A 13,264-nucleotide genomic window follows, 5' to 3' on the forward strand; every position below is an offset into this window, starting at 1 on the left:
GTTTGGTTAAATGAATAATTATCAGGGAGATGCTTTAAATCCTACCTAATCTCTTTACACTATTTAGTGACCGACTGGCCATGCGCCTGTGAAACCATGTTGATCGGCATCCCGTCGACGCTCATATTGATATCTGTTCCGTGGTCATTATCAAAGCCCCGCAAAAAGATTTGTTCGGCTTTACCGCCGCCCTGGTGCTGCCCGATAAACAATCCGGGTACAATGCGGAGTACTTCCTGAGAATTGGAAACACCGCGCAGTTTGATGTCCGTTTCGCTGATGGCTTTGTAGGGGTTTCGGTTATCTGCGGTGATCACTACATCTGATAATTGCGTTTGCCGTTGCGCAAGGCTAATGGTTTGTCCATTTTTAAAATCAGCAAGTTGATAGGTTTTCTTTTGATAGCCTACGGCTGATACCGTCAGCACTTTTGTATTTCCCGTTATTTTTTTGAAAAAAAATCGTCCCGTTTCGTCCGTGATGTCCGTCCTATTGTCAGGTTGTATTATAACGGTAACACCATTGATAGCAACTTGGGTAGCACTATCGATAATTTTGCCGGATAGGGTGCGCTGCTGTGCCGACAGACCGCTAATGATAAACTGTAAGCAGATAAAAAGTAAAAATTTCTTCATATATAAGCCGTCACGAAAATGCTCAATATTTCCGTCTGAACCATAAGATAGCGCCTGAGACCGATAAAATTCCGGGCAATAAACCTAAAATCACATAGAACCAACGGATAACGTCGCCGCCATAAGATCCGATATGCAGATTGTAAACTTCTGTTTCAAACCGCTGATCAAAACTCTGCTTATCGATGTCGGAAAGCTTTTTAAACTTACCAGTCTGCGCATCGAACGACAATCCACTTGCCTTGCCCTGCAGCAGGAAGAAGCCGGTTGTCGGCATTAATCCCCTTACTAATACATCCGCTCCCTTAGTAGTTGGAATATTCACCGCAATCGGCTTAAATCCGGGCACGATCTTTTTGGCGCTCATGATCATCGAATCGACATTGGCCGGCACGGCATAGGCCGCCTGATATTTGGGTAACGCCCATTGCTCCGGTGTGAAATACTCCTTCAACATCCAGAACCCGGTAAAAAACAAGACAGCGGTAAAACCTAAAGACCATACACCCAGAATGCGGTGTAATGATGAGACAGCCGTACGCCTGTTCTTGAAATTCAACCCGGCTTTAAATCGCAGGGCCTGCCAAAAGTGTTTACGATAAACAATGACCCCTGTTAAAAGGGATAACAACATGACAATGCCCATTATCGCAGTCAACAGCATGCCGGGTATGCCTAACTGCAAACTGTAATGCAGCGTATATAACCACCTGAAGAAGGAAGGCCCTACATCACCATAACTACCTTCCCTGATGATCTGTCCCGTATAAGGGTTTACAAATATGTAGTACAGATAATTGTCTGTCAGCTTTTGCTGCCGCTTATACAACATGAATTCGTAGCAATCCTGTTGATTTTCAGGGAAATCATGTAATACCAGTTTCCTTAAGTTAGGGTGCGTACGCAGTACCATCCGGTAAAGCTGGTCTGCAGGTATGGTATGTGCTGTCGGCTTAAGCTGATGCAGTTCCGGGTTAAAGTAGCGGTCCAGCTGATGCCTGAACATCAGCATGGAACCGGTGATACCATAAAGCAAAAAGAACAGACCCGCAAAGAGGCCCATCCAGCCATGCAGCTTAAATGCAATCTTAGTTAACTTCTTTTTCCAGGCCATGCTGATCTGTTAAAAGTTAAAGCCTATATTCAGCCTCAGCTCACGCGGAGGATACGGAACATAGGCATAAGTGCCGACTGTGCCGGATGAGGGTGTGATCCAGGCACTGCCATAATTGTAGCGGTTCAGTATATTATTCACGATTGCATTAACCGAATAGCGACCGTTCGTCCAGCCAAGACCTCCATCCACCCTGAAAACTGGTGCAAGCTGCAATTTCTGCAATTCATACCTTCCGGCTCGGCCTACCTGTAACTGATAACCGCTGGAAACAGAAAAACCTTTTAACGCTGCACCCGGTAGTTGATAGTTAAGCCAGGTATTTTGGATATGCTTCACCCGGAATGGGGTTGCCAGTCCTACGCGCAGCGGGTTGGCATCTTTGGAAATATAGCTGTCTGTGTAGGCGTAGTTAACCACCGCGTTGAGGCCTTTTACAATCTCACCTTTCAAATCAAACTCAATACCTTTAGACAGTGTTTGGCCCAGCTGCGATTGAATGTTGGTAGACGGATCTGTTACTTTAACATTATCACGTACGATGCGATAAACCGATACCGTGGTATTCCATTTACCACCTGCCCAGTCTTTCTTTAAACCCGCTTCCAGGTTTTTCCCCAGCAAAGGTTTAAAAGCCTCTCCGGTGGTGGTACTTACCCCACTTTGCGGTGTAAAGGTTTGGTCAAATAAGCCATACACCGAAAAATCAGGCATCAGGGAATAACCCAGGCCAACTTTAGGTGTAAAAGCGGTGTTATCGGTGCTGCCCAAACCTGTTGTTACCGGGTTCTTCTGCACCCCGGTATTGGAGAAAGTCAACCTTGCCGCAAGTGTCAGGCGTAATTTATTGTCCAATAAGCCGATCTCATCCTGTGCGTAAGCTGCCTGGTAACTGATGGACTGTTGATCCGTAGCGATATCAGAAAGATTACCCGTACGCGCATTGGCATCAAAACTGATCCCGTACACCGGGTTGTTAGCATCCAATGGATACAGGGTTTGTTTAGCTGTTGGGTCATTGGATCCTGAATAGGAAAGAAAATGCTTGCGGTTTACATCAATGCCGCCCAGGAAATGGTGACTGATTGCTCCGGTGTTAAACTCGCCACTGATGTAAGGCTGGATGGCTAACACGTCGGTATTTAGCCGCTCGTAACTGGCCCTACGCATAATGAGGTTAGGCTGTTGGGCATTGTACTTCGAAACAAAAAAGTAGGTGCCCTCCAAATGATCTTTGGCGTACGCTGCTTTTACCGTAAATCGCCAATGACTGTTAAACTCGTTGTAATAACTCAGGAAACCATTATTTTCTGTTGACTGATAAGGCTTCTTGTTAGGGTCATTGATCGTAAAATCGCGGGGAAGCGAAGCAAATCCATCAGGCGCAAACACCGTGGCAAAGTACTGCTGGAAACGCTGTGTCTGGAAGATGTACTCTGCCGAAATGGATGAGTGCTTATTGATATTGTATTTCAATACCGGGTCCACCGCTACCTTATCATTAAAGTTATATTTCTGGAATGATTTATCTTTTTGCCCAACGGCATTCAACCGGTATTGCCATTTACCGGACTCGTCTAAGTTACCGTCCAGGTCTGCGCTGAGCCGATATAGATTGAAGCTGCCGGCAGTAAGGTTGATCTGGTTGGAGTGCGTGCCCATCGGTTGTTTGGTGAGTACGTTAAATGAACCGGCGGGATCAAACAAGCCGTTGATAAAACTGGATGGACCTTTAATAAACTCCACCCGACCGATAATGGCGGCATCCTCCGCGCTCGGCCCGGCATAGATCATAGAAATATCCATCCCATTGCGTAAAGGCGTGATCTGGGCGCCGCGCATGTAAACATAAGGCGTATACAGGTCAGCATTATTGTTACGCACGGCACCGCTCACATTACGGGTGATACTTTCATTGATGGTAATTGCTTGCTGGTCGGCAATGACACTTTGATCAATTTCCTGGATGTTTTGAGAAAGCTTTAGAATTGGGGTATTCACCTTTAATGAACCGGAGGCTTTATCGGTTTTGTATTTTTTATAATATTTAGAGGTTACTGTTACCTCTTTTAGGTTATGTGTAGTCGTATCTTTTTTTACCGACGCCGTATCTTGATTAGCCGGTTTTCTTTGCTGTGCATACAAGCTGCCGGATAGTAACAGGGCACCTGTTATCATTAAAAATTTATTCATTTAAAGGGTCGTATATTTGGGATGGAATTGGGATGGACTGGTTATTTTTTTGCTGCCGGTAATGTTTCAGTTACCTTGCTGCAATTGCTCATACCCATGTAAGGGTCTTTGCCTTTATCGGAACCGCTCAGGTAATACGCTTTGGTCATGGTGCAATATTGGCGGTAAAGTACCGTATTGTTGATTTTCAGCTTTTTCACCAGGGTATACAGGTTGTTGGAAAGGCTGGCGAAGTGTTCGCGTTGATGCGCGATCTTGTTCACTTCGCTGATATGCCTGCTGTCAAATTCCAGCTTAGGCAATAAGGCCGCTTCATCACCGCTCAAACCGGTTTTAGGCACTTCGCCGACAGATGCCAGTAAAGTTTTCGCTTTAGCTTCAGCAACTGTGCCGTCCCCGCTGACCAGGGCGTCTTTCAGGGCCAGGTAATTGGTGATCACGGTATTCAGCGGTTTAGCCTGTGGGCTTTGCGCTTTAACGGTTACGATGGAAAGCAATGTTATTGCCCAAAATAAAACTGTTGTTTTTAGTGTTTTCATGTCTGTTGTTTTTGATGGTTAATTTTTTGATATTCAACTGAATAGTCTATTTTCTAAAGTCATCATAAAATGAACTGCCAATTCCCTGGGGCATTTCTCTTCTTCATCAATCACCTGCCATCCGCCATCAACTTTTCGGACACTGATGACGGGTGAGTTATAATTAATAAAAAAGGTAAATTGATTGCGCCCGTTCTGCCTGATGAAGCCTTTCATCTGTTCGCCGCCGATGGTTAAGGTCACCTGTTCTTTTAATTGCGTTTTGATATGGTGCCTTACATGGCGCTCGAATGCGCCCCGGTGGAACTGCATATCAAATGCAACGGTACTTTCAGACCAGAAAAAGTGCAGTTTACTACGATACTTTTCCAGACCAAGGTAACTGAACATCGCCGCTGGTGTCAGGGCCGATAATGCCAATATAGATGAGGTCGTGATCTCTGTCATTTTAAGCGGTATAAATTAATTTTTTGCGATTACAGTCATTTCGTGAGTTCTGGTTAGCGTGTGTGCAACTCGTAAGCGGTTGGGTTTCTTTGGAAACCTTCTTTGCAACGTGCTGAGCAAAAGCCGATGATCTTCCCTTTGTAATGAACGGTATCCGCATAACCTGCCAGTGCCATGCCGCAAACCGGGTCTTTATCGTTGTCAATTTTGGCTTTTGCGGATACGCTTTCAGGGTGCAGCAAAGGTTCTAAAGCACTGTTATACATGGTGCGTACACTTTCCACAATCGCTTTATCTGTGTTATGCTCACTGCCGCCTTTGACCGGAGGCTGCGGGTCGTATTCCAGGTCAAGCATCACCGTTTGGGTGTACTTATCACCCATGATGTCGTTGATCAAACCCAGGCTCATATCGATACCCGCTGAAACGCCTGCACTTGTCCAATACTTGCCGCTATGCACATAGCGTTTGTCTTCTGCGGTGATCCCAAATTGATCTTTCAGGATCTGCTTACCGAACCAATGCGTAGTGGCTTCATGACCTTTGAGCAAACCCGTCGAAGCCAGTATCCAGGCACCGGTACAAACGCTGGTGGTGTATCTAGAGTGAACATCAATGGCTTTGATCCAGTTCAGTAAAGCGGTATCTTTCGTGGCGGTGTAGGTTTCATTCAAACCTCCGGGGATCACCAAAATATCTAATTGCTTTACCTCGTTGATGGAGGTATCACATTGTACTTTCAGGCCGTCACCGGTGGTGATCAATCCTTTATGACGCCCCACAAAAAACACTTTAGCGCCCATCAGTTCACTCAACACATGGTAAGGCCCCATTGCATCCAAAACTGCATAGTTATCATATAGCAGAATCCCAACTGTCTTGATCTGCACTTTTGGTTCAGGTAACATGGCCATCTGTTCTTCATGGCTTTTTGTTTTGGCTGTTTCTATATCCTTTGGTTTGCTTTTGCAGGCTGCGATCAATAAGATGACCGATGCAGCAAAAAATAGTTTTTTCATCATCTTTATTTTAGAATTTTGCGATCAAAGTGGTTCCGTAAGTTCTTGGGCTTCCTAAAAGGAAGGTGCCGAAAGAGCCGTAAGCCACATACTTTTTATCCGTGATATTGCGCGCCCAGAAATTCAATTCAAAATGCTGATTGCTGATACCGGCTTTAGCATTTAATAAACTATAGGCCGGTTGGCTTAAACCGTTCACAAAATCAAAGTAATATTTATCGATATAACGATATTCACCACGGACGAAAGCAGCTAATTTTTGTTTGCTGCCCGCGAAATCATAAGTGTACTGCGCTGCCAGCATCGAACTGATTGGCGGCGTATTGATAGGCTGGTCGCCTTTGTAATTCACTACCGCTTTCGCGTCTGCACTATACAACAACAGCGAGGCATAACGCGCATGTGAATAGCTGGCATTCCAGTCAATTTGCAGGCCTTTCACAGGTAGGGCCGTTACTTCCAGTTCTACGCCCTTATTGTGCATTTCACCAACGTTCAGGATCAATGCATTAATACCGTCCATGGCCGTACTGATCTGCTGGTTATGCTGTTCGAGATAAAATGCGGTCAGGTTGAATTTCAGCTTGTTATTAAAAAGCATGTTTTTCCAACCGATCTCGTAATTATCCGAATGTTCTGGCTGGTAAGGCACTTGTGCCGGATCGGTCGCGTTGGTGTTTAAGCCGCCTGCACGGAAACCACGAGCATAACTTCCGTAAAGCAGCATATTATCCTGTATCTTATAGCTTAATACGAATTTGGGGGTTACCGCGTGAAAGCTGGCCCGGTAATCGGCATTCGGGGTTAACACGGTTGCCGGATCAGGGTCTTTCTGGTAATCGGTATACTGGCTCAGGCCACGGTTTTCGTAATCGTAACGTATGCCCGCGGTGAAGTCCAGTTTTTTAGCCAGCGAATAGATCGCCTGTCCGAAGAATGCATAGCCTTTGTTGTTGCCGTGGCTGTTGCCGATCGTGGTAAACGGCGCGGCAGATGTCGGGTCAAATTGTACATAATCCGGTCCATAAAATGTCGGCGTGATCATGTGAAGATTTTGCGTAAACCCATAAGCTCCTCCTACCCATTTCAACTTGCTGCTGCTTGCGGAAGGTGAAGAAAAACGGATCTCCTGTGCGAAGATATGCTGGCGCTGATCAGGGGCAGTACTCAAAGCATCCAAAGGGCTGAAGTCATAATCAACGCCCCGTCCCTCGTAATACTCATGCCAGTTGATGTACGAAGACACCGAAGTGAAGTTAAAACTCCTGCCATAGTAATTGGCCGCCAGTGAGGTATTGAAGTTGTTTCTCCGTTCCACATTGGTGTTGTTGGTGTTCACCTGGTATGGTTTGGAAAATACCTCATCAATTGATCCTACCCAGGGAAAGCTGCCTTTGTCATTGTCATTTTCGGTTTTTACATTCAGCGCAAGCGACCATTTCGCTGATGGCAGGTAGCGTAAATTAAAGTTGCCTGAATAATCTTCCCGTCTGTCAAAACCGCTTTTGGTAAACTCGTTGTAATAGATCGAGCCACGGTGGTTATAGGTAAAAGAACCGCTGGCGAACAGTTTATCTTTGATGATAGGTTCTGAAAGGCTGACCGTATACCGCTGCTGCCCGTAATTACCGAAGGTCATTTCTGCATAACCGGAAGGTGTATTACCGGGTTGTTTAGTGGTAATGTTCACCACACCACCAAAGGCGTTACGCCCGTACAGCGTTCCCTGCGGGCCGCGCAGAATCTCGATGCTCTGTACATCATTGAACAAGGGCGGGGCAGAAAAATAATCAAACTGGTAAACACCATCCACATAAGTAGCGACGGCCTGCTCATTGGAAAAGCCCATCACCCCGCGAATGTTAAAGAAATTAGAACTAGTGCTGTTGCCATGCTCTACGACAAATAAACTTGGTGCAATGGCGGTCAGGTTGGTGATATCCCATAAGCGGTACTCCTTAATTTGTTTAGCGTCTAAAGAGGTGATCGCGGCCGGTATTTTTTGGATAGCCTCCTGGCGCTTTTCTGAGGATACGGTCACTTCATTCAGTTGCTGGTTACTTTCAGCCAGTTTGAAATCAAGGATAAGTGTTTGTCCTTTTTTAAGTTCAAAAGATTTCAATTGAGAGGCGTAGCCAAGGGCTGAAACACTAAGTGTGTAATTTCCATCAATTAAATTGTTGATGCTGAATTTACCCTGGCTGTCTGTCAGATCGCCATAATTCGTATTGAGTAATTTAACCGTCGTTTTAATAATGGCTTCTCCGCCGGTTGTCGTAACGGTACCACGAATTTTACCGGATTGGGCGAATGCAGGTATTGTAAATAATAGGATAAATAATGTATAGAAAGATTTCATCAGATCGCGTTGAATGCAAACATGTATGCCCGGCTCATGATGCAGGCAATTACCCGAAAGCAAAATAAATAATGGCTTCGCAAAGACAGTTTACACTATCTATCATGAAGCATTTAAAAAATTAACAGAAATTAAGCGATCTGCTTGGGCGGTCTGAAGATGGTGTCAATATAGCGGTTGCTATACTGATAAGTGTACGCAGGAAAGGATTGTTCGATGCCGGTTAAAAGAACCGGGGCTGGAAAAGATAGCTGAAACGGTTCGTGAAATAACGAAACCTCCAGGCGGTTCAGGTTATCTTTCGCAGCTTCCTTTTTTTCGTTTTCTTCTGCTTGCCTGATTTTCTTCATGAAATAACACTTACCGTTACAATGCAGGTATGGCCTGTTCCTGTTCTCGCAGAGGTTGCTAACGATATATTTCTTATTGAGTTCAAACCCGGCAAAAACAAAAAAGCGGGAACAGTTCGCCGTAAGCGTAGTCAGGATCAAAAGAAATATGGTTGCCTGGCGAAACATTTTGCAAAGTTATAGAATATAAGCTCTCTAAGCCTTTTAAGGAGAGCCTTGTTTTTATTTGGAATTATTATAAATAAGATCCAAGGGCAAGCTGTTTATGAGGGCTCTATGGGCTACTCGTTAATGCCTATGAATTAATGTAGGAAAACCAATATGGATTGATCAATCAAGCATCAGGGCCTTTTCCAATGATAAAAGGAAAAGACCCGCCTGTGTTTGACTTTAATCATTACTACCCATTCCGGCTATTCTTCCGCTGTGGTTTTGTGGCTGTTACTGCCAAACGGGAAAATCAACTTGAAGCTGATATTCCTGCCCATGTTGTAAATACCCTGGTTTTGTTGGGTTACCGTAGCCGGTGTACCATTGTAAGCCAGGAAGTATTGCGCCAGGTTCAGGTGGTCGGCATAGGCCACATTGGTCAGGTTGGTACAATTCACGTAAACCGAGCAAATGGTTCTCCCGGTTTTAGGGTTAACCAAATTGGTGCCGACGCCTGCATTAAAAATGGTGTACTGCGCAGAAGGAAGTTCAGTATAAAATGCGCTGTATACATTGTTCTGCGCCCAGTCGTGCTGTAAGCCAAATTTGACATAAGTGCCTTTAAAAATTGAATTGTGGCCGTCATTGAACCTGAATTTAACTTCTGAGTTTAAATGCGGTGCCGGGATATAAGGCAGATGCCTGGTTGAATCTGTCTCGTTGGGAATATGAGAATAAATATAAGTGAAACCATTATCAATTTCCAGCCATTTAGTGGCTGCCGGGTGAATATTCAGGAAGCCGGAAACGCCGGTGATGATCGCCGTATTGGTAGAAAGATACTGATAGATCGGGAAGCCGCTGGAGAGTGAATCGGTGCGGTTGGCAAATATGAAATTGTTAATATGGTTATAAAAGCCGTCCGCTTCCACGCTTACATCTTTACCATCATGGCCATATACCAGATCTACCTGGTAGCCCTGTTCGGCTTTTAAATTGCGATTACCCAGTTGCACCAGGTTGGAGCCGATATTCAACCCGTTACTAGTCAGTTCATTGATCGCCGGGGCGCGGTAACTCTTCGAAACATTCAGTTTTACATAGTTATTGCCGGGCAGTTGATAGGATGCGCCAATACTCCCCGATAGGCCATTATACTTATTATTAAAACTGCTGAATTGCACCGTAGAACCCGAAGTCCCTACAGGAACTATCCGGCCTTCACTGTTCAACGACATGGGGTCGCCTGTAAAATTGGTGTGGTCAAAGCGCAAGCCGCCACTCAGCGTCAGATCTTTAAAGTTCTTTTCTACGATGGCATAGCCGCCGATTTCAAAATTGGTATAATTGGGTATTTCATAATCAGGTACATAAGGCAATGGAGGGGCATCGCCGTTATGATGGAACTCATACATGCCGTTAACTCCTGTCGTTAGCTTTAAGCCGGATTTATCATCTGCGATCTGGTATTTCAGGTTGAAAGGGATATCACCCAATATTAAGTTACCTGCACCAACGGTCCCCGTATCAATATCATGGTGTACACTACGCGCAAAGCCAATATCCAATCCAATTTTACCTTTGCCCACGTTAACACTGTTCTGCCACCAGGCCTGGTATTCGCCCAGGCTTTTATCGCTGGCAATGTTGGCGTTGTAAGAAAGAAAATCAGACCGTGTAGGATAGATCTTCCCGTTCTGCGGAAAATCAAACATAAAGCGGCCTGTACTGTCGCGGTTCCCATCGGGCAGTTCTATCCTGCGGTGCAGGGCGCTTAAGGTAAGGCGCGAGTAACCCCATGAGCGGTTAACGCCAAGCACCAACCGCCCGTTTACCTGGTTCCAGGCGGTACCCCATACATAGCCGTCTTTGGGATTAGAATAACTGTGCGCTGCTTCGCCGCTCGCCTGCAGCCCCCATACAAAACCATTATGGTTGCCAGCGATGTTTAAGGAAGTTCCCAGGTACCCATTATTGGTATGGTATTCTGTCAGCACACTGCCCACAACCGTTCCGTTTTGCGGCAGCGGGCCCGATTTGAAACTGATCACACCGGCCTCTGCACTGGCACCATATTGCAGGGAAGCCGGCCCCCTGATCACTTCGGCACTGTGTACCGCGTAAGGATCGATCAATATTCCATGATCATCGCCCCATTGAAAATCCTCCTGCGGCAGGCCATCCATCAGGGTCAGTACTCGGTCAAAGCCCAAGCCGTTGATCTGCGGTTTGGTGGTACCTGAGCCTTCTGTCGTCGCGTTAACACCCGGTTGTGAGGAAACCAGGTCAATAGCCGTATTGGCGACGCCTTCCCGGATCATCTTATTGGTCACTACCGTAATGGGGATCGTGGCGCGTTTACGGGTAGTGGTGTTGCCCAAAGCTGTTACTACTACATCCGAAAGTTCGTAATTCGATGTGGATAGTTTAAAATCAACGGAATAGGTATTACCCAGCTCCACCACTTTGGTTTCACTGGCATAACCGACAGCGCTTACCTGGATCAGGTATTCGCCCTTCGGCAGCCGTTTCAGCAAATAGTTGCCGTTTGCGTCTGTGCTGGTTGCAATTTTCAGATCGGGTATGGTGATGGTTACACCGGCTATCGGGTTGCCGGTACTTTTATCAGTGATTTTACCGGTGATTTTGCCATCGCCGGTTGTTATTTTTCCGAAAGCCGTTTGGCCAACAGCGATAATGAATAGTATAAAAAGAAAATTAAAAAATCGTAATGGAGTTTTCATATCATTTTTCTGACAGAAAAGACCACACACGTAAATGCATACGGGCGGCCATTTCTTATTTAAATTCTAAATAAAAAGAGATGATCAACTGGTGACATTGCCACGGTTGAACAGATTATTGCAGAAATTATGGGAGAAGCTGGTATAGCTTAGACTAAAGACTTTGGTGGTCTGAAGATAGTATCTAGATACTGGCTGGTATATAGATAGTTAAATTTGGAAAGGCAGATTTTATGCTTTTCCAGTAAAGAAGGTTCTAAAAACTGAACACGATAAGCCTCCTGAAAAAAGCTGACTACTACGCGAAGCGAATTACTCCTGCTGGCTTGTTTCTTTTGATGCTCTTCAGCCTGCCTGATCTTTCGCATGAAATAGCACTTACCGTTGCAATGGAGTCCTGGATTAAAGCGGTTAACACAAAGGTTTGCTGCGATATAATCCTCATTGAGTTTAAATCCCGCATAAATGAACAAGGTGGAAAAGCTCCCGGTAAAAACCGCGAGCATCAGTAGCCAGCCTATTATTCTTTTATACATGCTGTGTGCAAAGGTAGTAAGTATTTAGATTTAACACCAAAGCTTTGTTCCGATTTACTGTTCAGACACCACTTTCTATAGGGAACAAATAACGCATGGCGTCTGCCATTAGCAATAGTCCCTGAAAGGCAAAGTGGGGATCACTGGTCATCGTATTTTATTTTTCTGCGAGTAAGATTTTAAGATCCCTGATTAACCAACCCACTTCTTCATCACTGGTGCCGTCATAAACCCCGCGCATATGCCCGTTCCGGTCAATCAAGATCAACCCGCCACTATGTACATAACCGCCGTCGACGCTATCGTCTTTATTTGCAGGAGAATAATATCCTTTTTCGGCAAGTTGATAGATTTCTTCCTTGGGGCCAGTCACAAAATGCCAGCGTTTCGCATCGGCACCAAGCGCCTTTGCATAGCGGTTCAAAACTTCCGGGGTATCATATTTCGGATCGATCGTGTAGGATAGAAACATTAATTCAGGAAAAGCAGCATATTGGTCATAAACCTTTTTAAGATTCCTGCTCATTACCGGACAGATCGTAGGACAAGAAGTAAAGAAGAAGTCGGCAACGTAAATATGACCTTTATAGGTCTGATTACTGACAGGCTGCTTAAGTTGATCCGTAAAATTAAACCGGGGAATAACGGGATAGATGGTATCTGTTTTAGTACCCTGGGGCGTATTTACTTTTTTGAACACCGGCTCTCCAAGCAAAGGCAATTTCGTTTGCGTCGGTTTGCTAAATATTATTACTATGCCAACTGCTACCACAAGGCAAATCATACCCGTTAAAAACAAGTTGAATTTTTTCCTGTTCGCGTAAGGTTTCGACCTGAAGGGTTGCTTTGCTTTATTTGACATATGAGCTGAGTAAAATATCCATATCTTCCATCAACCGGGCAACCTGTTTTTCATCAGTTCCGTCATAAGCACCACGAATACGTTTCTCCTTATCGACCAATACCAGATAGCCCTGGTGCACATAACCTCCGTTTTGTCCGGCAGATTCGGCAACGGATACAAGGTAGTTCTTTTCCGCTAAAGTGTAAATCGCTTCCTTACTACCATGCACAAATTCCCATTGCGTGCCGGTAATTCCCAGTTTAACCGCATAGCTCTTTAATACATGCGGTACATCATACTTGAAATCTATGCTATACATTTTTAGGTTTTAGAA

The 13,264-nt window shown here is 45.1% G+C and carries 12 protein-coding genes; all 12 read right to left on the minus strand.

Annotated features, from left to right (window positions below):
• Nucleotides 1–59 precede the first annotated feature (59 nt).
• Entirely contained in the window at nucleotides 60–635 is a 576-nt protein-coding gene (locus MUCPA_RS11295) for a carboxypeptidase-like regulatory domain-containing protein (RefSeq protein ID WP_008506487.1), read from the minus strand.
• Between the two features lie 22 nt (nucleotides 636–657).
• Nucleotides 658–1,749 (minus strand): PepSY-associated TM helix domain-containing protein, encoded by a 1,092-nt coding sequence (locus tag MUCPA_RS11300; RefSeq protein WP_008506489.1) that lies wholly within the window; start codon nucleotides 1,747–1,749, stop codon nucleotides 658–660.
• A 9-nt stretch (nucleotides 1,750–1,758) separates the two neighbouring features.
• On the minus strand, nucleotides 1,759–3,942 hold the full coding sequence (locus tag MUCPA_RS11305) for a TonB-dependent siderophore receptor (protein WP_083839325.1): 2,184 nt from the start codon (nucleotides 3,940–3,942) through the stop codon (nucleotides 1,759–1,761).
• Between the two features lie 41 nt (nucleotides 3,943–3,983).
• On the minus strand, nucleotides 3,984–4,481 hold the full coding sequence (locus MUCPA_RS11310) for a DUF3347 domain-containing protein (protein WP_008506491.1): 498 nt from the start codon (nucleotides 4,479–4,481) through the stop codon (nucleotides 3,984–3,986).
• 33 nt (nucleotides 4,482–4,514) lie between these two features.
• Nucleotides 4,515–4,928, minus strand: a complete 414-nt coding sequence (locus MUCPA_RS11315) for a hypothetical protein (RefSeq protein ID WP_008506492.1) — start codon at nucleotides 4,926–4,928, stop codon at nucleotides 4,515–4,517.
• Nucleotides 4,929–4,981: 53 nt separating this feature from the next.
• Complete coding sequence (locus MUCPA_RS11320) at nucleotides 4,982–5,950, minus strand: DJ-1/PfpI family protein (protein ID WP_233276855.1); 969 nt, start codon at nucleotides 5,948–5,950, stop codon at nucleotides 4,982–4,984.
• Between the two features lie 7 nt (nucleotides 5,951–5,957).
• A complete protein-coding gene (locus MUCPA_RS11325; RefSeq protein WP_008506494.1) occupies nucleotides 5,958–8,306 on the minus strand; it encodes a TonB-dependent receptor in 2,349 nt (782 codons plus the stop codon).
• Nucleotides 8,307–8,437: 131 nt separating this feature from the next.
• On the minus strand, nucleotides 8,438–8,824 hold the full coding sequence (locus tag MUCPA_RS36945) for a hypothetical protein (RefSeq protein ID WP_008506495.1): 387 nt from the start codon (nucleotides 8,822–8,824) through the stop codon (nucleotides 8,438–8,440).
• Between the two features lie 245 nt (nucleotides 8,825–9,069).
• Nucleotides 9,070–11,550, minus strand: coding sequence for a TonB-dependent receptor (locus tag MUCPA_RS11335; RefSeq protein ID WP_008506496.1), 2,481 nt, complete (start codon nucleotides 11,548–11,550; stop codon nucleotides 9,070–9,072).
• Between the two features lie 149 nt (nucleotides 11,551–11,699).
• Nucleotides 11,700–12,086, minus strand: a complete 387-nt coding sequence (locus tag MUCPA_RS36950; protein ID WP_157543874.1) for a hypothetical protein — start codon at nucleotides 12,084–12,086, stop codon at nucleotides 11,700–11,702.
• Nucleotides 12,087–12,243: 157 nt separating this feature from the next.
• Nucleotides 12,244–12,948, minus strand: coding sequence for an SCO family protein (locus MUCPA_RS11340; RefSeq protein ID WP_233276856.1), 705 nt, complete (start codon nucleotides 12,946–12,948; stop codon nucleotides 12,244–12,246).
• Complete coding sequence (locus MUCPA_RS11345; protein WP_316928924.1) at nucleotides 12,938–13,249, minus strand: SCO family protein; 312 nt, start codon at nucleotides 13,247–13,249, stop codon at nucleotides 12,938–12,940. The genes MUCPA_RS11340 and MUCPA_RS11345 overlap by 11 nt, the downstream gene beginning before the upstream one ends.
• Between the last annotated feature and the right edge of the window lie 15 nt (nucleotides 13,250–13,264).

Origin of the sequence: Mucilaginibacter paludis DSM 18603 (assembly GCF_000166195.2) — a bacterium.
GTDB lineage: Bacteria > Bacteroidota > Bacteroidia > Sphingobacteriales > Sphingobacteriaceae > Mucilaginibacter > Mucilaginibacter paludis.

What these genes read in the sequence shown, in the direction of transcription:
- MUCPA_RS11295 (WP_008506487.1), bottom strand. Translation starts at nt 635, where the DNA reads ATGAAGAAATTTTTACTTTTTATCTGCTTACAGTTTATCATTAGCGGT.
- MUCPA_RS11300 (WP_008506489.1), bottom strand. Translation starts at nt 1,749, where the DNA reads ATGGCCTGGAAAAAGAAGTTAACTAAGATTGCATTTAAGCTGCATGGC.
- MUCPA_RS11305 (WP_083839325.1), bottom strand. Translation starts at nt 3,942, where the DNA reads ATGAATAAATTTTTAATGATAACAGGTGCCCTGTTACTATCCGGCAGC.
- MUCPA_RS11310 (WP_008506491.1), bottom strand. Translation starts at nt 4,481, where the DNA reads ATGAAAACACTAAAAACAACAGTTTTATTTTGGGCAATAACATTGCTT.
- MUCPA_RS11315 (WP_008506492.1), bottom strand. Translation starts at nt 4,928, where the DNA reads ATGACAGAGATCACGACCTCATCTATATTGGCATTATCGGCCCTGACA.
- MUCPA_RS11320 (WP_233276855.1), bottom strand. Translation starts at nt 5,950, where the DNA reads ATGATGAAAAAACTATTTTTTGCTGCATCGGTCATCTTATTGATCGCA.
- MUCPA_RS11325 (WP_008506494.1), bottom strand. Translation starts at nt 8,306, where the DNA reads ATGAAATCTTTCTATACATTATTTATCCTATTATTTACAATACCTGCA.
- MUCPA_RS36945 (WP_008506495.1), bottom strand. Translation starts at nt 8,824, where the DNA reads ATGTTTCGCCAGGCAACCATATTTCTTTTGATCCTGACTACGCTTACG.
- MUCPA_RS11335 (WP_008506496.1), bottom strand. Translation starts at nt 11,550, where the DNA reads ATGAAAACTCCATTACGATTTTTTAATTTTCTTTTTATACTATTCATT.
- MUCPA_RS36950 (WP_157543874.1), bottom strand. Translation starts at nt 12,086, where the DNA reads ATGTATAAAAGAATAATAGGCTGGCTACTGATGCTCGCGGTTTTTACC.
- MUCPA_RS11340 (WP_233276856.1), bottom strand. Translation starts at nt 12,948, where the DNA reads ATGTCAAATAAAGCAAAGCAACCCTTCAGGTCGAAACCTTACGCGAAC.
- MUCPA_RS11345 (WP_316928924.1), bottom strand. Translation starts at nt 13,249, where the DNA reads ATGTATAGCATAGATTTCAAGTATGATGTACCGCATGTATTAAAGAGC.